Below are 19,809 nucleotides of genomic sequence, written 5' to 3' on the forward strand. Positions count from 1 at the left end.
GCAGGATGGGCAAATGGACACCGCGTTTTTTCTGAAGATGTTCGCGGCGCTGTTTGCGATCATGAACCCGATTGCCAATCTGCCCGTTTTTCTGTCGCTAACCTCTGATCGTGATGCTGCCGGACAGCGCAAGGTGGTCGTAACCTTGATTATAGCGCTCGTGTGCGGCGCTGCGTTGGTCGGAATTGGCGGGAATGCCATCCTGAACCTTTTTGGCATCAGCGTGGATGCTTTTCGTCTGGCAGGCGGATTTTTGATCCTCCTGATTGCTCTGAACCTCATTCAGGGGGAGCAAAGTAAGGCTCACCATGGGACGGAGGCAGAACAGGCCCATCACGCGGAACAGGATCATCCGGCAATCTATCCGCTGACAGTGCCGATCCTTTTGGGCCCGGGCACGATTTCGACGATGATAATCTTTCGGGGGCAGGCCAGCACGGTGGAGCAGGACATTGCCTATGTGGCAGCGATTTCTTGTGCCATTGGGCTGCTCGCGGTCACTTTCTTTGCAGCTCCGTTCCTCGGGCGCGTTCTGGGGCAAACCGCGACCAGTGTGATGAGCCGGTTGATGGGTATGATCCTTGCTGCAATCGCTATGAGCATGATGGTTGAAAGCCTCAAGGTTTTGTTGCCTGGTCTGGCCTGATTGGTCCATAAGAGCGCTCAAACCCAGTCACGTTTTCAGGAAGCCTTATGTCGTTGCGCATCATCTTTATGGGGACACCGGAATTTTCGGTCCCGACACTGATGGAAATTATTGGTCAGGGACATGAAGTCGTTACTTGTTATTCGCAGCCACCACGCCCTGCGGGCCGGGGAATGGATCTCAAGAAGTCCCCGGTGCATGAGGCGGCGGAATCTGTTGGTATTCCCGTTTTCACTCCAACAAGCCTGAAGGATCCGACTGAGCAGGCAGCTTTCGCAGACTTGGATGCAGATGTTGCTGTGGTGGTTGCCTACGGCCTTTTGTTGCCGAAAGTGGTTTTGGATGCGCCGCGCGACGGGTGCTTGAACCTGCATGCGTCACTGCTGCCAAGGTGGCGGGGCGCAGCCCCGATCAACCGGGCTATCATGGCAGGTGATGCAGAGACCGGAATTCAGGTTATGCGGATGGAGGAAGGTCTTGATACCGGCCCCATAGGCATGTCTGAAACACTGTCCATTGATCCGAATATGACGGCAGGCGAATTACATGACCGTCTATCGGCTCTCGGTGGTGACCTGATGGTGCGGGCATTGGCAGCTCTTTCCCGCGGAGCGCTGGGCTTTACGCCTCAAGATGCAGAAGGTGTGACCTACGCCTCTAAACTGGCAAAGAGCGAAACACGGATAGACTGGACGCAAAGCGCAAGCAATGTGCACAATCACATTCGCGGCCTGTCTCCTTTTCCAGGAGCCTGGTGCGAACTGAGTGTTGGAAACAAGACCGAACGCTTGAAGATCTTGCGCAGTGCTATGGTTGAGGGTGCAAGCGGTGCTCCGGGGACGATTGTGTCTTTGGACCAGGGCCCTGTTGTGGCGTGCGCAGATGGTAGTGTTCGCCTCGTTCAGGTGCAGCGCGCCGGCAAGAAACCAATGACCGCTGAAGAGTTCCTGCGCGGTGTCCAGCTGCAAACGGGTTCAGTTCTGGGATAATGCAAGCGGGAGCTAGAAAGTGAACCACAACGCGCTGGTTGATGACCTTGTTATTCGTGATGTTCAACCCTCTGACGAGGCGTGTGTTCGTGATGTGACTGTGGCGGCTTTTGCTCAAGAGGAAGAAGCAGGTCTACTGCATCGCCTTCGCCATTGTGGAGCGCTTGTCCTGGAAAAGGTGGCAGTGAATGACGAAGGCAAGATCCAGGGGCATGTTGCGTTCAGTCGGGTGACGCCGCGCGCCACGGGCCGTGGTCAGGCCCTGAAGGTCTCATGTTTGGCACCGGCTTCCGTCTGGCCGCATTTTCAAAGGCAGGGCATTGGATCGGCCTTGATTAAGGCGGCCCTAGACGACCTGCGGAGTGCTGGAGAGGACCTTGTTTTGGTTCTCGGGTCGCCGACCTATTTTCCAGAACTTGGGTTCAGTTCGGAATTGGCCAGAAAAATCAAAGGGCCATATGCAGGAAATGCCTTCATGGCCTTGGCTCTCAGTAAGGCAGGGGAACGGGATCTTCCGATTGAAGTTGCCTTTGCGACCCCGTTTGAAGCATTCGAATAGTCAGGCCTAAGCTATGCCGCGTTACAAGCTGACAGTAGAATATGATGGTCGCCCGTTTTGTGGGTGGCAGCGTCAGTCAAACGGTCCGTCCGCACAAGGTGTAATTGAACGGGCGATAAAGGCTTTTTCCGGAGAGGATGTAACGATTGGTGGTGCTGGGCGAACAGACACTGGCGTTCATGCTCTTGGGCAGGTTGCACATGCGGACTTGTCAGAGGATTGGCCTGAAAAGACGGTTATGGGCGCATTGAATTTCCATTGTCAGCCAGACCCGGTCGTCATTCTTGCTTGCGAAAAAAAGCATGACGGATTTGATGCCCGCTTTTCTGCGATCCGCCGGTCTTATCGATATCGAATTCACAACCGTCTACCACCGCTCACCCATGAGCTGGGGCTTGCGTGGCACGTCAAACATGAACTTGATGCCGATGCGATGAATGAGGCGGCCCAAGAGTTTGTCGGCCATCACGATTTTACCACCTTCCGACATTCAAGGTGTCAGGCCAAAAGCCCGGTGAAGACCCTTGAGAACTTTACCGTGCGTAGGGAAGGGGAGATTATTCTGGCCGAGTGCTCCTCAAGGTCCTTCTTGCACAATCAGGTCCGGTCGATGGTTGGGACGCTGCGTCTTGTTGGAGAGGGGCGATGGACGGCCAGTGACGTTGGAGAAGCGCTGGCAGCACGTGATCGCAAGGCCTGCGGCCCGGTTGCGCCTGCAGACGGACTTTATTTGACACGGGTCGATTATCGGTCTGTTGAAGCCGACATTGCTGCAGCAGACGAGTGGCGCGCAAAGAAGGCGGCTCTGGACGTCGCCTCTGATGCTTGAGCAGACTGTCAAAGCCGATTAGCTGTCCTCAGGTGGCACGACGCATTTTCTATAAAGGTGCTATGTGGTGTGCCCCAAAATGGGAAGCGTTATCACCAATCCCAAAAACGCCGGGACCATTGAGGCTATCAGGACGATGGTCACGGTGAAGGCCCAACCGATCATCGGGATTGGAGACATGGCGACTGCGCGAACCGACGTGATCATTGCGGTAATGAAGTCTCGATCCTGTTCCAGAAGCAGCGGAAAAGAGATCACTGTCAGCGAGAACAAGGTCAGCGATAAGATTGCGCCGACAACGTGTCCAACCGCCAAAAACATCAAACCTTCTGGGGTGCCAACAACTTCCGAAATGAATTCGCCAAAGGAGGCAAAGGAACGAAACCCCAGAAACAGCGCCGGCAACAGGCGAACCTGATACATCCACATGATCTGAATGAACAGTACAAGAAAGGCCATCCAGGACAGCTCGCGTCCTTTTTGTGCCCACATTGTCGAGAGGATTGCCCCCCACGTGAGCGGTTCCTCTTTTTCAATTCGCCGACTAACCTCATAAAGGCCGACGGCTGCAAAAGGGCCGATCAAAACAAAACCCGCTGCCAAGGGGTAGCTGAGGTAACTCATGCCAAGCGCAGAGGCGCTAAGGATCACGAGAACGCCGCCAACGGCGAACAGGGCTCCAATGACAAGACCGATATGCGGTGCGGTTTTGAAGTCCTTCAATCCAGACATCAAGGCATCAACAATATCGTTTGCAGTAATTGCCCGAACCACTGGTGCAGGGCGGAGCGGCTCCTGCATGTCGGTGGGTGTACCAGCTCCTTGATTTTCCATAATCGAGCTTCCTCCCAAAAGCATCAAAACCATAGGATGCACCGCTGTGAGCCAATTGCCAATGTATCTTTTAGTTACAATTGAAAATGGAGATGCGTTTCCTTCTAACGTTTCTCCTTGATCCGAATAGGACTTCCGACTAACTCCAATGCAGGAAAAGCGAACCTCGAGAATGGTTTTTCATGAGTTCTGACATACCACCAGCCAACTACACGCCAGGTCTTGCCTGGTTGTTCCTCAGTCCTTTCGGCCGTCTTGGCCGACATGCCTACTGGCTGGGGTTTGGATTCATCTGGATGGTGATTGCCATTGCAATTCGCCTTTGGTGGGTGTCCCTTGATGGCAATGTAAATTTGGAGACACTGGATCTTGCGAGTTTTATGAACTCCAATCCTTTGTTGCCCTATCTCTTCTTTATTCTGCAATGGTTGGAACTGGCCTTTGTCATCAAGCGGTGTCAGGACTCGGGAATTACGGGGTTTGCCGCACTTCTTGTTTTTGTGCCGCTGGTCAACCTTTTGGCGGTGGTGATCTTCGGCTTCATGCCAAGTACCAATGGGCCTAACCGCTATGGTCCTGCACCGAACAGCTATTACCGAAGCCCCAAAGCGTGAGTCACTTTACCTAATGCCTGATCTGTCTTCTGCCGTCCGTGTTGCTCGTGATCTTATCCGCTGCCCGTCAGTCACACCGAAGGAAGGTGGTGCACTCAATTCGTTGCAAAGCACGCTCGAGGCTGCGGGATTCAAGGTCGAGCGCGTGACGTTTTCCGATCAAGATACGCCCGACGTCGAAAACCTGTTTGCCAGCATCGGAAGCGGCAAACCGCATTTCGTCTTTGCCGGGCACACGGATGTTGTTCCTCCCGGGGACAATAGCTCTTGGTCTCATGACCCGTTTGCGGGGGATATAGCCGGTGGGCGCCTTTATGGTCGCGGTGCGGTCGACATGAAGGGCGGTATTGCCGCTTTTGCCGCTGCGGCTTTGTGGTTTGTCGAGGAAAACGGAACCGACTTCGGCGGCCAGATTTCGTTTCTGATCACCGGCGATGAAGAAGGACCGGCGGTCAACGGGACTGCGAAACTGCTGGACTGGGCGCAAAGCCAAGGCCATGTGTTTGACGCTTGTATTGTCGGAGAGCCCACCAACCCTGATCATCTGGGTGATGCGATCAAGGTTGGTCGCCGTGGGTCGCTATCTGGCACCATTGAGGTGACGGGAACGCAAGGCCATGCGGCCTATCCTCATCTTGCCGACAACCCCATACCGGGTCTCATCAAGCTGCTCTCCGGTTTGGACCAGATGAAGCTGGACGATGGCAACGAACGTTTCCAACCTTCCAATCTTGAAATTGTGACAGTGGATGTTGGCAATACGGCCTTCAACGTGATCCCAGAGCGCGCCACCGGAAAATTCAACATTCGCTTCAATGATGAATGGGATTTGGCAGGGCTGAAAGACAAAGTCACCGGCGTTCTGCAACAGGCGGCGCCCGAGGGGCTAAACTGGACGATCGAGTTTAAACGCGATGCCAGTGAACCGTTTCTGACAAAAGATCAGAAGTTGATTGAAACGCTGTCCAACGCAATTGAAAATACAGTTGGACGGACGCCGGAACTCTCAACCGGCGGCGGCACGTCCGACGCAAGGTTTATCAAGAATTATTGCCCGGTGGTTGAATTTGGCCTTGTCGGGCAGACCATGCACAAGGTTGATGAACATGTTGCCATCGCGGATCTTGATCAACTCGCTGTTGTATACAGCCAATTCCTCAAAAGCTATTTCGGGCTGAAGGGGCAGTAAGACATGGTCTCGGTCCGTGAGGTTGAGGCATCTATAAAAGGATCGTGGCTGCTCTTCTTAAATCGTGAAGAGGGCCTTCGTTGGTTCGATCTTTCCATCAGCGGATTCTGGCGATCCTTTTTTGTCATTGTTCTTTTGCTGCCTCTTTTCGCCATAACCTCACTTGCCGAAAAACAGCTGCTCCTGACTGAAACCGAACTGGCATCTGAAGTATTTGAGACAGCCGCATTCTGGAGTGTTCGGCTGATTGGTCTGGGGCTGGACTGGATCGCGATGCCACTTGTGTTGGCAGTGATGGCCAAGCCCCTGGGGCTTGAAGCGCATTATCCCGCTTTCATAGCAGTCAGAAACTGGACAAGCCTTTTTGTCTCAATTCCTTACGTCTTTACTGCGTCGCTTTATCTTGGTGGGGTTTTATCCGGCGGACTGATGTATCTCACCTGGCTCACGTTCTTGGTGATGATCTTGTGGTACCGGTTTCAGATAACCCGGATGATTTTTGGTGCCTCGATGGGACTGACGCTCGGTATCGTGTTTCTTGACTTTGTGTTGTCAATATTCATCCAGACCACAGTGGACCGTTTGGTTGCTATGTGACTTAGTAAAACTATGATGATAGGCTCTTAAGTTAACTATATATTAATTATCCCGGATTTCCCAAGTAGTCAGCTGATTTAGCTTCTTCTATCCTATTTTTCTCTTTATATTACAGCGTGTTACTTGATGACGGAGGGCTGAAAAATGGCACACCCAACGGGTGCGGGTTCTGAGAGCGATTTTCGGCTGGATTTTGACCCTCGGGTGCGGTTGGAATTCCACGGTTCAAAGATCAGTTCTGATGGCGGTCTTCTGCTTTACCGGGAGCTTGATGACGCCCTTGGCCTTTTCGGCAAAGCGGTTCGGTTCCTTCGGGATACCCGCAAAGGTAAGAATGGCGTTCACACCTTGATGGGCCTGCTGCGCCAATCGATATTTGGTCGCCTTGCGGGCTATGAAGATGTGAATGATGCCGTGCGTCTGTCGCGTGACCCGGTAATGCGCCAGATTATCGGGGGCCGTGCCGTTGACACTCAGGCGGCATCCTCCTCCCAGATGGGCCGCTTTGAGACTGAGGTGCTCGCGACTGCCGCCAACAGGGAAGCCTTGGCCGATATGCCCGGTCAATGGATTGATGCGGTGCATGGTCGCCAAGGACTGAACTACATCACCTTGGACATGGATAGCTCTGTCAGCCCCACCCATGGCGCTCAGGAGGGAACCGCATGGAACGGGCATTTCGGCTGCAACTGCTATCACCCATTGTTCATCTTCAATCAGTTTGGCCACTTGGAACGCTGTGCCCTGCGCAATGGCAGCGTCCACAGCGCGGATGACTGGAAGGCTCTTCTGATACCCGTCATTGCGCGCTATGCAGAGCGCGACATCATGCGCTTCTTTCGCGCTGATGCCGCCTTTGCCATTCCGGAACTTTACGAGACTTTAGAGGCTGAAGGGTACCGCTACGCCATCCGCCTCAAAAAGAACGCTGTGCTGGAAGAGAAGATCAGCCATCAGCTGACCCGCCCCGTGGGACGTCCCTCAAAGACAAAGATCAAGCGCTTCTATGAGGTTTTTGAGTATCAGGCTGCTTCATGGAGCAAGCCCCGTCAGGTGGTTGCCAAGATCGAATGGTATCCCGGTGATCTATTCCCTCGCGTGGGTTTTGTCGTCACCAACTTGCCGATGGAGCCGGAATGGATCATCCGCTTCTACAATCAGCGCGGCACAGCCGAACAGCACATCAAAGAAGGCAAGAACGCCATCACTTGGACCCGCCTGTCCTGCAAGCGGTTCTGTGACAATGAGGTCCGGCTTCAGCTTCACGCATTGGCGTATAACCTTGGTGTCTTCCTGCAAGGGCTAGACCTCCCGGAAGAGGTCGCCGACTGGTCGCTGACAAGTATCCAGAGCCGCCTCATCAAAATCGGGGCAAAGGTCGTACGCCATGCGCGCAAAATCACGTTCCAACTGGCAGAGGTGGCTGTATCAGGCTACGTCTTCGGACGAATCCTCGCCGCAATCCGCGCCCTCAAGCCCCCGCCGAGGCCTGCATGACGCTCCAAACAACGAAACCAACACAAATGCGGCTCCACAGCTGTGTCTTGTCGCAGCCCAAACGGGATAAAGTCCACGAAAAGCTCAAAAACCGCGCTTACGTAACCGTCAAAATCGATAATCGCCCCGACAACGCTGCCGTCAGAGTTGCAAACGTCCGTGAAAACGGTCAACCTCGTCGCAACACACAGTTACTTGGGAAATATCCGATTATATAAAATCAGTGCTTGTTATTTTTTGTAATTCAATGAAAAGTTTAAGTCGTCTGAAGTATATTAAATGCGGTAGCTCAATTATGGACCTCTCTCCGGTATCGACCTCCAACAAATTCCGACGCATGCGAATGCAGGAGTTCTGGAATTTGGTTGAAACGTACCTTTCCAAGGGACGGATATGCCGCATCCTTGATCTTGGCGGAACCATTGAGTTTTGGCGGACTTGGGGTTCAGTGTTCGATCTTAGCGAAACTGAGATTGTCTGTATCAACACGTTCGATCAACCAGCGGATTTTGTTCTGCCAAATGTGACCTGCATCAAGGGTGATGCGTGCAATCTGAGCCAATTTTCTGACAGCACTTTTGATGTGGTTTTTTCCAATTCCTGTATTGAGCATGTTGGTGCATGGCCGCAAATGTCGCAGTTTGCTTCTGAAGTCCGCCGAGTTGGGAGAAGTTATTTCATTCAGACACCGAACTTTTGGTTTCCAATCGAGGCTCATGCGCGGATGCCATTTATCCACTGGCTGCCGGATCAAATTACCTACCGCCTTCATATGATGACTAAGACCGGTTTTTATCCAAAGGCAGATGATGTTGAAGGCGCAATGGAGATCGTGGAAGACGCCCGTTTGCTGGATATTCGGCAGATGAGGACGTTGTTCCCGGATGCAGAAATTCAAAAAGAAAAGTTCTTTGGGCTTACCAAAGCACTGGTCGCTGTAAGGCGAAAGAAATCGGCTGTTGGCGAAATGGGCGAGAGCTGGGGCGAGGTGGTTGCAAATGAACCCGGGCGCGAAAAACAGGCTGCCATTTAAGCAGCGCCAATAATATTGAACACGTCTTGTCGAATAAGATGAAAAAAGTAGGGGCCGAAGAAAATGACTGCGGCCCCTTTTTGATTAGTCGCGCAGCAATTCGTTGATGGAGGTTTTTGAGCGGGTTTGCTCGTCAACGGTCTTCACGATAACGGCGCAATAAAGGCTCGGGCCATAGTTTTCACCCGGCAGGTTCTTGCCCGGCAAGGAACCGGAAACAACCACAGAGTATGGCGGGACTTTTCCAACATGGATTTGGCCGGTTTGGCGATCAACAATCTTGGTTGACTGGCCGATGAACACACCCATGGAAATCACGGACCCTTCGCCGACCACAACGCCTTCCACGACTTCAGACCGAGCGCCGATAAAGCAGTTGTCTTCAATAATGACCGGGCCGGCCTGAAGTGGCTCCAATACACCGCCGATTCCGACACCGCCGGACAAGTGAACATTCTTTCCAATTTGGGCGCAGGAGCCGACTGTTGCCCAAGTGTCCACCATGGTGCCTTCGCCAACATAGGCACCGAGATTAACAAAGGACGGCATCAAGACAGCGCCTTTGCCAATAAAGGCCGAGCGGCGAACGGTACAATTCGGAACTGCGCGGAAACCGGCGTTTTCAAAGTCAACACCGCGCCAGCCGTCAAACTTGGAGGGAACCTTGTCCCACCAAGTCGCATCGCCCGGTCCGCCTTTGATAACTTCCATCGTATTCAGGCGGAATGACAAAAGAACGGCTTTCTTGGCCCACTGATTGACCTGCCAATTGCCGTCGACCTTTTCAGCCACGCGGAGCTGACCGCGATCCAGAAGGTTAAGCGTAGTATCAACGGCATCGCGAACCTCGCCGGTCGTGTGCGTGTCGATTGCGGCCCGGTCTTCAAAAGCGGCATCGATAACTTTTTCAAGTTGCGCAAGGTCGTGGGTCATTGGCAGGTATCTCTCCGAGAGTATCAGGTAATGGCGCGGACCTAAGCGGTCCGGAAGGGCTCTGTCAAGCAAGCATGACGGAAATGCGGTTGTTAGAGCAGGGAAGGGAGAGCCCGTCGCGCTTGAGTTCCCTTCACTGCTGCAATCGGATTGCTCAATTGAGCCAACAAGACGGGAGGCGCAGGATAGCGGTCTCGAGGTTGGACCCTCAGTTGGCATATTGGAAGGCTGCAAAAGATGGACTTATGGATCCCGATTACAGTATGCGCGGCCTTTTCGCAAAACATTCGATCTGCGTTGCAAAAACACTTGAAAGGGGAGCTGGGGACAATTGGAGCCACATTTGTGCGCTTTGGATATGGGCTCCCGTTCGCAGCGGTTTATCTGGCCGGTCTGCATTTCGGCTTTGGGATGGCAATCCCAAAGCCATCTCTTGTCTTTGCAGGGTTTGTCGCGCTGGGCGGGATTGCCCAAATCATTGCGACGTTCTTGTTGGTGCATTTGTTCTCACACAAGAATTTCACAGTTGGAACCGCATATTCCAAAACCGAGCCCATTCTTGCCGCGCTATTTGGCTGGGTGTTTCTGGGCGAAACGGTTGGGCTTTGGTCAGGTGCAGCCATCATGGTTGGTGTGATTGGCGTCATCGTGATTTCTCTGGCCCGGCGTGGTCTTCAGGGCATCACAATTCGCTCTGCCTTGTTGGGCCGCCCCGCCTTGATAGGTTTGGCATCTGCTGCATTCTTCGGAATTTCCGCGGCAGCCTATCGGGCGGGGTCTTTGAGCCTTGCAGAAGGGGAGGTTTTTGTTAGGGCTGCTTTTGCGCTTGTCTGTGCAACCGCGTTTCAGACATTGGTTATGGCTGTCTGGATGGCACTGATGGCACGGTCTGAATTGACCGCAAGCCTACGGACCTGGCGGGTGAGTATCTGGGTAGGTCTCACGGGTGTCGCAGGGTCGGTCGGCTGGTTTACAGCTATGACGTTGCAACAGGTTGCTTATGTCAGGGCTTTGGCACAGGTGGAGCTGATTTTCACGTTAGCTGCGTCGGTATTCCTGTTTCGGGAACAGATCCTCAAAATGGAGGTCTTCGGCTGCGCGCTGATCGCCGAATCAGTGGTGGTCCTGATCCTAAGCATTTGAGGCTCAAGCAAGTTGCTGTCTATGCAGCGCTGTGGAGCCAGTCGCGGAAAGCAGCGACCGGTCGTGATTGTGGCCTGTTGGGAGAGCGAACAAACCAGTACCCGGTTTCCAGTTCCTTGACCGGCCATTCAGGGGCAATCAAATGTCCGGCCGCGATCTCCTGAGCGACAAATCGTTTATCGATCACGATTGCCCCCATGCCGGCGATAGCGGCCTGAATGGCAAGGTCTCGGCTTTCCAGGACCATGCCTGCCGATGCTTCCCCGTGCTCCAGATCAACATGCGCAAGCCATTGCATCCAGTCGCCGCGACGACTGGCGCTGTGGAGCAGCCGCAAATCCTTTATACGGGATGGATCTGCGGTTGGCTGGCTCCCCAAAAGACTTGGTGCGAGCGCAACAGCAAGGTGCTCCTGCCACAAGAGCGAACTATCGACGCCTTGCCAATTGCCTTTGCCAAGTCTGATCGCGCAATCGTAGTTTTCGCGGTCCAGATCGACCGCGCGGGTCGAGGCGGAAAGAAGGATTTCAACATCGGGTTGGAGAGCTTGAAACTCCGGCAACTTCGGGATCAGCCAGCGGGTCGCAAATGTTGAAACGGTGCTGATTCTGAGTTCCGTGCGGCCCCGGCGCTTGAACGTGTCGACAGCCTCTTCAATCTGATCGAACGAATCACCCAGTCCAAGAGCAAGACGCTGGCCTTCTTCAGTCAAGCTCAACCCTCTGCCATCTCTGAGAATGAGTGTTGCGCCTAGCTCGTCTTCCAGTTTGCGCATGAGGTGCGACAGCGCGGACGGAGACACTCCGAGGCGCTCAGCCGCTAAAGAGGCCCTGCCCAGTTTGGCCAGAAGGGAGAAAGCATGAAGCGCGCGCAAGGAGGCCATGAAAATTCACTCAAAGGACGGTGCATCACATAGTTTACCGGACGACTCGCGCCAAAACCAACCTGTTTGTGCCATAGGGCAAGACCACTAAAGGTGGCCCGGAAGCGCCTTCAAGAAACCGGTCAAATCGTCGGTTACAAAATCCACATGAGGTGCTCGGTCGTCTTCCAGTTCCCATTCCCCATGGAACAGGTCCCTTGTATTCAGTGGAACAACCAGAACAGTTCTCATGCTCAATTTGTGCGGAACCACCAGGTTGCGGGAAAGGTCTTCGAACATGGCTGCACGGGCGGGTGAGACACAAGTCTGTTTCAAAAACAGATCATAGGCTTCGCGGTCTGGCTTGGGCACCAACCCAGCTGCAACAATGTCAAAGATATCTTCGAAGAGCTCAGTTACGCCAAGCGCTGCGGCAGTCCGTTCTGCATGAGGTCGATCGCCATTTGTAAAGATAAACTTCTTTCCCGGCAGAGCCTGAATTGCGGACTTGAGGTCAGCATTCGGCTTGACCGCCGAATAATCAATGTCATGAGCTTTTTCCAGAAAGTCGTCCGGATCGACATTGTGCTCCACCATGAGGCCGCGCAAGGTGGTGCCATAGGCTTTGTAATATGCTTTTTGCTGAACTTCTGCGGCCGCCCGATCCAAGCCTAAAAGATCTGCGACGTAATCTCCGATCTTTTCGTTGATCTGGGAAAAGAGATCAGCATCGAAGGGGTATAGAGTGTTATCGAGGTCAAACACCCACGCCTCGACACCGGAAAACACCCGAAGGTCTGTTAAGTGGGCGTGACGACCTTCTCGCGGAATGACGCGGCGGCCGGTCACGGGCAGATCAGCGTCCCGGCGCCGCGGTCGGTGAACAGCTCCAGAAGGACGGCATGTTCGACCTTGCCATCCAGAATAACGACGCCTTCAACCCCTCGGTTCAAGGCTTCGATGCAGGTCTCGACTTTGGGTATCATGCCGCCTGAGATAGTGCCGTCTTCAATCAACTCACGCGCCTTGGCGACGGTCAGTTGTTTGATGAGTTTGCCGTCTTTGTCCAGAACGCCCGGAACATCGGTCAGAAATAAGAGTCGCGTGGCATTCAAGGAGCCGGCGATCGCCCCAGCAAAAGTATCCGCATTGATATTGTAGGTGTTGCCGTCTGGACCTGGTGCAACAGGGGCTATGACCGGGATAAGGTCTTCCTTCAGCACTAGCTTCAATACAGTCGGGTTGACCTCAGCAGGTTCACCAACAAATCCAAGATCAACGACCTTTTCAATGTTGGAGTCCGGATCAACAACGGTCCTCTCCAACTTCTTGGCGGCGACCATGTTGCCATCCTTGCCGCACAAGCCGACGGCCCGGCCACCTTCGGAGTTGATCGAGTGGACAATCTCCTTGTTGATGGAACCTGCCAGAACCATTTCGACAACCTCGATTGTCGATTTGTCGGTTACGCGAAGGCCTGCTCTGAATTCACTGTCAATGCCGAGCCGGGTCAGCATTTTGCCAATTTGCGGACCACCGCCATGAACAACCACCGGATTGACTCCGGATTGGCGCAAAAGGGTGATGTCACGTGCAAAGGCCTCACCCAGAACCGGATCCCCCATGGCGTGGCCGCCGTATTTAACGACAACCATCTTGTTGTCATAGCGCTGCATGTAGGGCAGCGCCTGAGCAATGACATGGGCACGGCTGTGATGGTCTGGGATACTCATTTCAAAACGGGCTCTTGGGGTGCGATCAGAAACTTTAAAGAAGCTCTATAGCCGGTTTGCGAAGAGACCACAAACCTTCCGCTGCTGACTTTTCCGATATCGCTTTCAAGAGGAGTGTTACTCAACCAAACAGAATGGTTTCCAATGCGTTGGCGGAAACTGCATCATCGACCTGATCCCTCAGATAAGTCCTGCCGCCAAGTGTTTTGACTTGCGTGTCATCCAAGTGTCCTTGGTAGCCGCTGACGCAGACTTCACATCCGAGCTGATGTGCAAAATTGACCAGAGCCCTGCCAAGTGACTGGCGTGTCGAGTGGTGGTCTAGCCTGTCGATCTGGGACAGATCCAGGTTCAGCTTTTTGATCCCCGCCGAAACGTAATGAAAGGGACTGACCATTAAGGAGCCATAGTCAACAAGCCCCAGTGCAACCCCTAACTCGGACAAATGTAGCAATTGCCGTTTGAGCGACACCGAATCGCGTCGCAGGCTTTCGGGCAAAATGTTCAGTTGAAGGTTGGAATAGCCCAAACCAGTTTCTGCCACGATCCTGGAGATGGTTTGCGACAGGTTTGGATCTTCGGCCTGTGCCGGATTAAGCGCAACAGAAACAAACTTCTGGGTGTCGAGCCTTTGGTTCCAATCAGCCATTTGGATGCAGGCACGTCGTATAAAGTTTGTGCCTATTTCCACGGCTTCATCGGTTTGGGCCAATGTGAAGCGCAATGCACGCATATGCTGGGCCCCAATTTCGCCGCGCGCGCAGGTCAGGACAGCTTCCGCTCCAAGGAGCGTGTCGCCGTCCATGTCTCTGATTTCGAGGAATTTCAGGCCAATCTCGTTTGCCCGGTGGGCTTCTCCGATTGCCTGTCGAGCCGTTTCCTTGGCTTCCACTTTGCCGCGCATTTGGGGCGTGAAAAAATGAAAGCGGTTTCTCCCGGCTTTCTTTGCAGAATAAAGGGCCAGATCCGCATTGCCGAGCAGCTGCTCACCAGTCGCGCCATCTTCTGGCAGGACTGAAACTCCGATACTGCAGCCGAGGCGGATGCAGGTTCCATTGATCTCAAGCGGTTCATTCAGTGTCCTGATCAAAGCCTGTGCGCAGTCCTTGATGGCGACGCGGCGAAACAGGGCAGGGTCGATGATCGCAAACTCGTCGCCGCCTAAGCGCGCAATGGTCGCTTCTTCTGAAGGGATGGTTTTGAGCCTGCGGGCCACAACTTTCAGGATTTGATCCCCAAATGCGTGCCCGTAAGTGTCGTTCAGCATCTTGAACTTGTCGAGATCAAGATGAAACAGTGTGGCTCTGTCACCATGCTCCATCCAGTCGTCAAAAGTGCGTTTCAGTTGTTTTTTGAATGTTGTTCGATTGGCGAGGCCCGTTAAGGGATCGCGTTTGGCCTGAAAACGGATACGCTTTGTGTAAGCTTCCTCTTCGCTTACGTCCCGAGCAATACCGCGACAGCCGAGATAATCGCCGTTTGAAGTGAACACTGGTTCACCTGACAGGCTAACCGTCTTCTTCCCAGTCCCAACGTCAACGCTTTGCCGCTCGTCCCGAAAAGGTACCCTGCTATCAATAAGGGTTTTGAAGCGCGCAGAGTAAGCGGGATTGTGAAGCGCATGGGTCAGCAGGTCTTCGCTCGTTGAGGGGGGGCGTTTCGAACAATGGTGAATTACCGTCCGGCCGTCGGCATTCCGCTCCCATGTCCAGTCTGCGGCAATATTCAAAAAAGCCTTGGTATGGGCATAAGCAATTTGCGGGGCCAACAGAGCTTGCAGTGTCTGAACGAACCCATTCGTTTGGGTCTTTCGAGAGAGCAGCAATCGTTGCCATTGTGTGTTTTCAAAAAGCAGGACCAGAACGCCAAGCGCTTTACCCGTTATGCCGATAAGCGGAAAGGCAGAGGCTGCAGAGCAGTGGGGCGGGAGAAGGTGACTTTCCTGGGTCCTGCTTCCGGCCAATGGTGCTGAAATATGATGAGGCTGTTCAGTATGATGAACAATGCGGGTGAGGCTTGAAACGCAGTCAGTATGCGATTTTTGAGGGGTTACCCCCACATTGATCGGCGCGCGATTATCTGCAGCACTTAAATAAGCGGCACAGGCACCTGATGATTGACACGCTTCGCTGACTATAAAGCGAAGAGCATCTCTATTCGGTTCAGCATTGCGAGGTGCTGGTGCATTTTTGTTCTTATTTCCTGGCGTCGCTTCCATAGGGTCGTCAGGGGCGAATGCGCGCGTCTCGCAGTTCGCGGTCATGATTTTTGCCTCAACTTCTAAAAAATTGCCTTTTCAGGCATTGTAAAAAATTACAATTAGAAGCTGCGTAAAAAAGATTAACTAATCGTAAAGCGAGAGATCTCTGCTTTCAAAAGATCGATGCACAGATCCTTTTCAGAGGATGTGGCGATAATTTCGGGATAAGCGGCTATACGTTTGGCAAGTGCCGTTTGTGTGTCCGTGAGCAGTTTGGCGAGCTGAGGCTTCTTGATCTTGTCGGATTTGGTGAGAACGACCTGATAGACAACAGCGGCTTTGTCCAGAAGGTCCATTGTCTCCAGATCATTTTTCTTCAATCCGTGACGGCTGTCGATAAGAAGGAACACACGCCGAAGGTTTGGTCGACCCCTAAGGTATGAAAAGACCAGCTTCGTCCATGCATCAACAAGGCCTTTGGGGGCTTGCGCGTAGCCATACCCGGGCATGTCAACAATCGTGATGGGCGTGTCGGGCGCATGGAAGAAGTTCAGCATCTGAGTCCGGCCCGGCGTGCTTGACGTCCGAGCCAGCCCCTTGCGGCCGGTCAAAGCGTTGATCAAACTGGATTTGCCGACATTCGAGCGTCCTGCAAATGCAATTTCCGTATCTGCCGATTCTGGCAGGTTGACCATTTCTGTAACGCTGGTCTGAAAAGTCCAGGGCCGGGCGAACAGCAAGCGTCCGCGTTCCAGCTCTTCCGGTGAATATGTTTCATCTTCGCTCATAGGCGCGTTCTACATCGGCTTTGGCAGTGCGTCGAGCATTTACACTCACACAACCGAAGCCTTTTCCAGCGCTGTTAGATCTGCACCGCGTATAGCGTCGAGGTTTTGCGTGATTTTTTCAGTTGGCCAGTCCCACCAAGCGATCTCAAGCAGGCGGTCAATGGTGTGTTGTTCAAAGCGGAGGCGCACCACTTTGCCGGGGTTCCCCACAACAACTGCATAGGGTGGGACGTTTTTGGAAGCCATCGCATTGGCTCCTATGATTGCGCCACATCCAATCTCAACACCCGGTAGAATAGTGGAGTTCGTACCAAACCAAACGTCGTTGCCAACGACGGTATCTCCGCGGATATGATCGAAGATTATTCGCTCATCAAATCCCTCTCTCCAAGTTTCGCCGAAGATGTGGAACGGGTAGGTTGAAAAGCCGGTCATGGCATGATTGGCCCCGCTCATGATGAACGTTGTGCCTTGAGCAAGGGCACAGAATTTGCCGATCACCAATTTGTCGCCAATGAAATCAAAGTGATAACGAACATTTTGATCCTCAAATGCAGTCGGATCAATCAGGTCGTTGTAATAGGTGTAGTCACCCACCTCGATGTTAGCGCGGGAGATAACGTTTTTCAGGAAAACCGTGTGCGGTTCGCCGTTAAAGGGAAACCGGAGTTCGGGAGAAAGAGCAGGCATATGGACACCATTAAAAGCAAGAACAAGGGAATGGGGAAGCGTCTAAAACGCGTGTGATCTCCCATTGGGCACGTCGCCTTGTTGGAAAGATCCTGCTTCAGTGGTTCATATCACCTGCTCCAAAATGAAAAAGAGGCCCACTGGGTAGCGGGCCTCCTTTGAAGTTTCAACTGAAAAGAGCAATTACTTCTCTTCTTCCGCCTTGGCCGGTTTTCGTTTGAACGTCGACTTCAGATTGTCGAACAGTTCCACCTTCACACCCTGGCGGCTCATAATGACCCACTGCTGCGCGATAGAGAGGAAGTTGTTCCACGCCCAGTAGATCACGAGGCCTGCCGGGAAAGATGCCAGCATGAACGTAAAGATGATCGGCATCCAGGTGAAAATCATCTGCTGCGTTGGGTCCGGTGGAGCCGGGTTCATCTTCATCTGGACAAACATGGTGATGCCCATGAGAAGCGGCCAAATGCCAACCGTCAGGAGCTGCGGCGGATCCCAAGGGATCATGCCGAACAGATTGAAAATGGTTGTTGGGTCCGGCGCGGACAAATCCTGAATCCAGCCAAAGAACGGCGCATGCCGCATTTCAATGGTGACGAACAGAACTTTATAGAGGGCGAAGAACACCGGGATCTGGATCAGGATCGGCAAGCAGCCGGCCAGCGGGTTGATCTTCTCTTTCTTGTAAAGTTCCATCAAGGCTTGCTGCTGCTTTGCCTTGTCGTCGCCATAGCGGTCTCGGATTTCCTGCATCTGAGGCTGAACAAGCTTCATCTTGCTCATTGAGACGTAGGATTTGTTCGCCAACGGGAAGAAGACAAGCTTGATCGCAACGGTGACCAGCAAGATCGCGACACCGAAATTGCCGAACATCATGAAGAGCCAGTCGATCGCAAAGAACATCGGCTTGGTGAGGAAGTAGAACCAACCCCAGTCAATCAACAGCTCGAACTGTTCGATATTCAGCGTCGCTTCGTAGGAATCCAGTAGCTTGGTTTCTTTGGCACCAGCAAAAAGGTACGAATTGGCTTCGGATGTCGAACCGGCAGCAATAACAACAGCGCTTCCAAGGAAGTCAGCCTGGTAGTTGTCGGTCACATTCGAATGAGTAAAGCTCGGCTGGAATGTCTGGCCAGGCTCCGGAACCAGCGTTGCCGCCCAATACTTGTCAGTGATGCCAAGCCAGCCGCGGTCCACCTTGCCGGGACGATCAACACCAGTTTCGGCCAGATCGTCATAGTCAACTTCCTTCAGACCTTCTTCACCGAAGACACCAAGCAGGCCCTCGTGCAGAATGTAGAAATTGGTTGTCTCTGGTTGTCCGGTGCGGGCCAAAAGACCGTATGGGTAAAGCGTGACTGCTTCAGAACCGGAGTTTTCAACGGACTGTGTGACGGAGAACATGTAGTTCTCGTCGATAGAGAATGTCCGCTTGAACGTCAGGCCTCCGCCATTGTCGAAGGTAAGGGTAAGCGGTGTATTTGGTGTCAGCTGCGCGCCTGCAGGGGCTGACCAGACCGTGTCTGCGCCGGGAAGGGCAACGTCTGCACCTGGATCACTGACCCATCCGTAATCAGCGTAAAATGGCTCGGGGCTGCCTTTGGGTGAAAACAGAACCACCGTCGGGCTGCTCTTGTCGACAGTCTCATGATAATCCTTCAAACGGATATCATCGATCCGCCCGCCGACCAGATTGACCGAGCCAGAAAGACGCGGCGTGTCAAGCGTGACGCGTTCGCTGGCGGCAATTGCCTGCTCTCTTGTTTGAAACTGTTCCTGTCCGGATGCCGATGGTGCGCCGGTTGTAGCTGCACCCGGTGCATTTTGTGCTGAAGGGCGTTGGGGATCAGATTGCGCCTGCTCTGCAGCCTGCTGCGCTTGCAACGCTGCCTGCTGTTTCTCAAGCTGAGGTTGGGCAACAAAATACTGCCATGCCAGCAAAACAGCGAGGGACAGGGCAATCGCAAGAAGTGTGTTGCGGTTTTCGGAGAACAACGGAACTTACCTCTGCTTCTTGCTCGATTGGGACCGTGATGTACGCTTTTGCGGCCGTCTTGGCCCGCGGGGCGTGCGCGGATCGAGCACCTGCACAAGACCTGACTTAAGGTCTGCGATCATTTTGGGGAAGGGGGCTGTCAGGGCATCCTGACGAGCAACAATGACGAAATCGGCCTCTGTTGGGACTTCTTTGGGATCAAGCGCTGCAACAACCGCCCTTAAACGACGCTTGATGCGGCTGCGAACCACCGAGTTCCCTGTTTTCTTCGTGACCGTGTATCCGACACGCGATTGGGCGGCTCCCTTCCGCGCCAACCCTTGAATCAAAAAAGCGCGCCGTCCAATGCGACCTCCCTTGGAGACCGCGAGGAATTCGGCGCGCTTTCTTAAAGTTTCCATTGCGGCTGCATTTCCGTGCTGCGGGTAGCAAGCAAAACCGGCTGCGCCGCAATCGGTTGCCGATTAGGCGCTCAAACGCTTCCGGCCTTTGGCGCGGCGGCGAGCCAGAACTTGACGTCCGTTCTTGGTTGCCATGCGCGTGCGAAAGCCGTGGCGGCGCTTGCGGACAAGACGGCTCGGTTGGTACGTACGCTTCATTGTTCTACCCGCGTGCCAAACACGCGGCCCTTTTTGTCATAAACATGTTTGGAGAAAGCACCCGAGCCCCAATAAGGA

General features: G+C 53.5%; 22 protein-coding genes. 11 read left to right on the forward strand and 11 right to left on the reverse strand.

What is annotated here, in order from left to right; translation table 11 throughout:
* Positions 1–13 precede the first annotated feature (13 nt).
* The 4 genes from TRICHSKD4_RS07805 to truA are packed head-to-tail and all read left to right on the forward strand — an operon-like array spanning position 14 to position 3,023.
* Positions 14–646, forward strand: coding sequence for a MarC family protein (locus TRICHSKD4_RS07805; RefSeq protein WP_009466958.1), 633 nt, complete (start codon positions 14–16; stop codon positions 644–646).
* 53 nt (positions 647–699) lie between these two features.
* Positions 700–1,635, forward strand: a complete 936-nt coding sequence (gene fmt, locus TRICHSKD4_RS07810) for a methionyl-tRNA formyltransferase (protein WP_040616567.1) — start codon at positions 700–702, stop codon at positions 1,633–1,635.
* 19 nt (positions 1,636–1,654) lie between these two features.
* On the forward strand, positions 1,655–2,194 hold the full coding sequence (locus TRICHSKD4_RS07815) for a GNAT family N-acetyltransferase (RefSeq protein ID WP_009466960.1): 540 nt from the start codon (positions 1,655–1,657) through the stop codon (positions 2,192–2,194).
* Positions 2,195–2,207: 13 nt separating this feature from the next.
* The gene (gene truA / locus TRICHSKD4_RS07820; RefSeq protein ID WP_009466961.1) at positions 2,208–3,023 is read left to right on the forward strand and encodes a tRNA pseudouridine(38-40) synthase TruA; all 816 of its coding nucleotides are present in this window, start codon (positions 2,208–2,210) and stop codon (positions 3,021–3,023) included.
* Positions 3,024–3,083: 60 nt separating this feature from the next.
* Here the strand turns inward: truA and TRICHSKD4_RS07825 are convergent, their stop codons facing one another.
* A complete protein-coding gene (locus tag TRICHSKD4_RS07825; protein ID WP_009466962.1) occupies positions 3,084–3,857 on the reverse strand; it encodes a DUF2189 domain-containing protein in 774 nt (257 codons plus the stop codon).
* Positions 3,858–4,039: 182 nt separating this feature from the next.
* Between TRICHSKD4_RS07825 and TRICHSKD4_RS07830 the strand changes: the two genes are divergently transcribed.
* The 6 genes from TRICHSKD4_RS07830 (at position 4,040) to TRICHSKD4_RS07850 (ending at position 8,787) form a co-directional block, all read left to right on the forward strand.
* Complete coding sequence (locus TRICHSKD4_RS07830; protein WP_009466963.1) at positions 4,040–4,471, forward strand: DUF805 domain-containing protein; 432 nt, start codon at positions 4,040–4,042, stop codon at positions 4,469–4,471.
* A gap of 13 nt (positions 4,472–4,484) precedes the next feature.
* On the forward strand, positions 4,485–5,660 hold the full coding sequence (gene dapE / locus TRICHSKD4_RS07835) for a succinyl-diaminopimelate desuccinylase (RefSeq protein ID WP_009466964.1): 1,176 nt from the start codon (positions 4,485–4,487) through the stop codon (positions 5,658–5,660).
* A gap of 3 nt (positions 5,661–5,663) precedes the next feature.
* Positions 5,664–6,257 (forward strand): hypothetical protein, encoded by a 594-nt coding sequence (locus TRICHSKD4_RS07840; RefSeq protein ID WP_009466965.1) that lies wholly within the window; start codon positions 5,664–5,666, stop codon positions 6,255–6,257.
* A 144-nt stretch (positions 6,258–6,401) separates the two neighbouring features.
* Positions 6,402–7,754: an IS1380 family transposase gene (locus TRICHSKD4_RS07845; protein WP_009466009.1), complete on the forward strand. Its 1,353-nt coding sequence runs from the start codon at positions 6,402–6,404 to the stop codon at positions 7,752–7,754.
* Positions 7,751–7,972: a hypothetical protein gene (locus tag TRICHSKD4_RS32255; RefSeq protein ID WP_009466966.1), complete on the forward strand. Its 222-nt coding sequence runs from the start codon at positions 7,751–7,753 to the stop codon at positions 7,970–7,972. Before TRICHSKD4_RS07845 ends, TRICHSKD4_RS32255 begins: the two co-directional genes overlap by 4 nt.
* Positions 7,973–8,115: 143 nt before the next feature.
* Complete coding sequence (locus TRICHSKD4_RS07850; RefSeq protein WP_247642791.1) at positions 8,116–8,787, forward strand: class I SAM-dependent methyltransferase; 672 nt, start codon at positions 8,116–8,118, stop codon at positions 8,785–8,787.
* Positions 8,788–8,871: 84 nt separating this feature from the next.
* Here the strand turns inward: TRICHSKD4_RS07850 and dapD are convergent, their stop codons facing one another.
* Complete coding sequence (dapD, locus tag TRICHSKD4_RS07855; RefSeq protein WP_009466968.1) at positions 8,872–9,720, reverse strand: 2,3,4,5-tetrahydropyridine-2,6-dicarboxylate N-succinyltransferase; 849 nt, start codon at positions 9,718–9,720, stop codon at positions 8,872–8,874.
* A gap of 237 nt (positions 9,721–9,957) precedes the next feature.
* Here dapD and TRICHSKD4_RS07860 point away from each other — a divergent pair, with 237 nt between their 5' ends.
* Positions 9,958–10,863 carry a DMT family transporter gene (locus TRICHSKD4_RS07860; RefSeq protein ID WP_009466969.1) on the forward strand — a complete coding sequence of 302 codons (906 nt, stop codon included), beginning with the start codon at positions 9,958–9,960 and terminating at the stop codon, positions 10,861–10,863.
* A gap of 19 nt (positions 10,864–10,882) precedes the next feature.
* Here TRICHSKD4_RS07860 and TRICHSKD4_RS07865 read toward each other — a convergent pair whose 3' ends face one another.
* The 9 genes from TRICHSKD4_RS07865 to rpmH form a co-directional block, all read right to left on the reverse strand.
* Positions 10,883–11,746, reverse strand: a complete 864-nt coding sequence (locus tag TRICHSKD4_RS07865; protein WP_009466970.1) for a LysR substrate-binding domain-containing protein — start codon at positions 11,744–11,746, stop codon at positions 10,883–10,885.
* Between the two features lie 87 nt (positions 11,747–11,833).
* Positions 11,834–12,574, reverse strand: coding sequence for a pyrimidine 5'-nucleotidase (locus TRICHSKD4_RS07870; protein WP_009466971.1), 741 nt, complete (start codon positions 12,572–12,574; stop codon positions 11,834–11,836).
* Positions 12,571–13,458 (reverse strand): acetylglutamate kinase, encoded by an 888-nt coding sequence (gene argB / locus TRICHSKD4_RS07875; protein ID WP_009466972.1) that lies wholly within the window; start codon positions 13,456–13,458, stop codon positions 12,571–12,573. Before argB ends, TRICHSKD4_RS07870 begins: the two co-directional genes overlap by 4 nt.
* A 121-nt stretch (positions 13,459–13,579) precedes the next feature.
* Entirely contained in the window at positions 13,580–15,421 is a 1,842-nt protein-coding gene (locus tag TRICHSKD4_RS07880) for a diguanylate cyclase (protein WP_168156990.1), read from the reverse strand.
* Positions 15,422–15,798: 377 nt separating this feature from the next.
* Entirely contained in the window at positions 15,799–16,446 is a 648-nt protein-coding gene (yihA, locus tag TRICHSKD4_RS07885; RefSeq protein ID WP_009466974.1) for a ribosome biogenesis GTP-binding protein YihA/YsxC, read from the reverse strand.
* Between the two features lie 45 nt (positions 16,447–16,491).
* Entirely contained in the window at positions 16,492–17,136 is a 645-nt protein-coding gene (locus tag TRICHSKD4_RS07890; RefSeq protein ID WP_009466975.1) for a CatB-related O-acetyltransferase, read from the reverse strand.
* 183 nt (positions 17,137–17,319) lie between these two features.
* Positions 17,320–19,131 carry a membrane protein insertase YidC gene (gene yidC, locus TRICHSKD4_RS07895; protein WP_009466976.1) on the reverse strand — a complete coding sequence of 604 codons (1,812 nt, stop codon included), beginning with the start codon at positions 19,129–19,131 and terminating at the stop codon, positions 17,320–17,322.
* A gap of 6 nt (positions 19,132–19,137) precedes the next feature.
* Positions 19,138–19,533, reverse strand: a complete 396-nt coding sequence (gene rnpA / locus TRICHSKD4_RS07900; protein WP_009466977.1) for a ribonuclease P protein component — start codon at positions 19,531–19,533, stop codon at positions 19,138–19,140.
* Positions 19,534–19,596: 63 nt separating this feature from the next.
* On the reverse strand, positions 19,597–19,731 hold the full coding sequence (rpmH, locus tag TRICHSKD4_RS07905; protein WP_040616499.1) for a 50S ribosomal protein L34: 135 nt from the start codon (positions 19,729–19,731) through the stop codon (positions 19,597–19,599).
* Positions 19,732–19,809: the final 78 nt, after the last annotated feature.

This window comes from Roseibium sp. TrichSKD4 (genome assembly GCF_000148725.1).
Lineage (GTDB): Bacteria > Pseudomonadota > Alphaproteobacteria > Rhizobiales > Stappiaceae > Roseibium.

Excerpts from the sequence above, each read along its gene's own strand:
- TRICHSKD4_RS07805 (WP_009466958.1), top strand. The coding sequence starts at position 14 with ATGGACACCGCGTTTTTTCTGAAGATGTTCGCGGCGCTGTTTGCGATC.
- truA (WP_009466961.1), top strand. The coding sequence starts at position 2,208 with ATGCCGCGTTACAAGCTGACAGTAGAATATGATGGTCGCCCGTTTTGT.
- TRICHSKD4_RS07825 (WP_009466962.1), bottom strand. The coding sequence starts at position 3,857 with ATGGAAAATCAAGGAGCTGGTACACCCACCGACATGCAGGAGCCGCTC.
- TRICHSKD4_RS07830 (WP_009466963.1), top strand. The coding sequence starts at position 4,040 with ATGAGTTCTGACATACCACCAGCCAACTACACGCCAGGTCTTGCCTGG.
- dapE (WP_009466964.1), top strand. The coding sequence starts at position 4,485 with ATGCCTGATCTGTCTTCTGCCGTCCGTGTTGCTCGTGATCTTATCCGC.
- TRICHSKD4_RS07840 (WP_009466965.1), top strand. The coding sequence starts at position 5,664 with ATGGTCTCGGTCCGTGAGGTTGAGGCATCTATAAAAGGATCGTGGCTG.
- TRICHSKD4_RS07845 (WP_009466009.1), top strand. The coding sequence starts at position 6,402 with ATGGCACACCCAACGGGTGCGGGTTCTGAGAGCGATTTTCGGCTGGAT.
- TRICHSKD4_RS32255 (WP_009466966.1), top strand. The coding sequence starts at position 7,751 with ATGACGCTCCAAACAACGAAACCAACACAAATGCGGCTCCACAGCTGT.
- dapD (WP_009466968.1), bottom strand. The coding sequence starts at position 9,720 with ATGACCCACGACCTTGCGCAACTTGAAAAAGTTATCGATGCCGCTTTT.
- TRICHSKD4_RS07860 (WP_009466969.1), top strand. The coding sequence starts at position 9,958 with ATGGACTTATGGATCCCGATTACAGTATGCGCGGCCTTTTCGCAAAAC.
- TRICHSKD4_RS07865 (WP_009466970.1), bottom strand. The coding sequence starts at position 11,746 with ATGGCCTCCTTGCGCGCGCTTCATGCTTTCTCCCTTCTGGCCAAACTG.
- argB (WP_009466972.1), bottom strand. The coding sequence starts at position 13,458 with ATGAGTATCCCAGACCATCACAGCCGTGCCCATGTCATTGCTCAGGCG.
- yihA (WP_009466974.1), bottom strand. The coding sequence starts at position 16,446 with ATGAGCGAAGATGAAACATATTCACCGGAAGAGCTGGAACGCGGACGC.
- TRICHSKD4_RS07890 (WP_009466975.1), bottom strand. The coding sequence starts at position 17,136 with ATGCCTGCTCTTTCTCCCGAACTCCGGTTTCCCTTTAACGGCGAACCG.
- rnpA (WP_009466977.1), bottom strand. The coding sequence starts at position 19,533 with ATGGAAACTTTAAGAAAGCGCGCCGAATTCCTCGCGGTCTCCAAGGGA.
- rpmH (WP_040616499.1), bottom strand. The coding sequence starts at position 19,731 with ATGAAGCGTACGTACCAACCGAGCCGTCTTGTCCGCAAGCGCCGCCAC.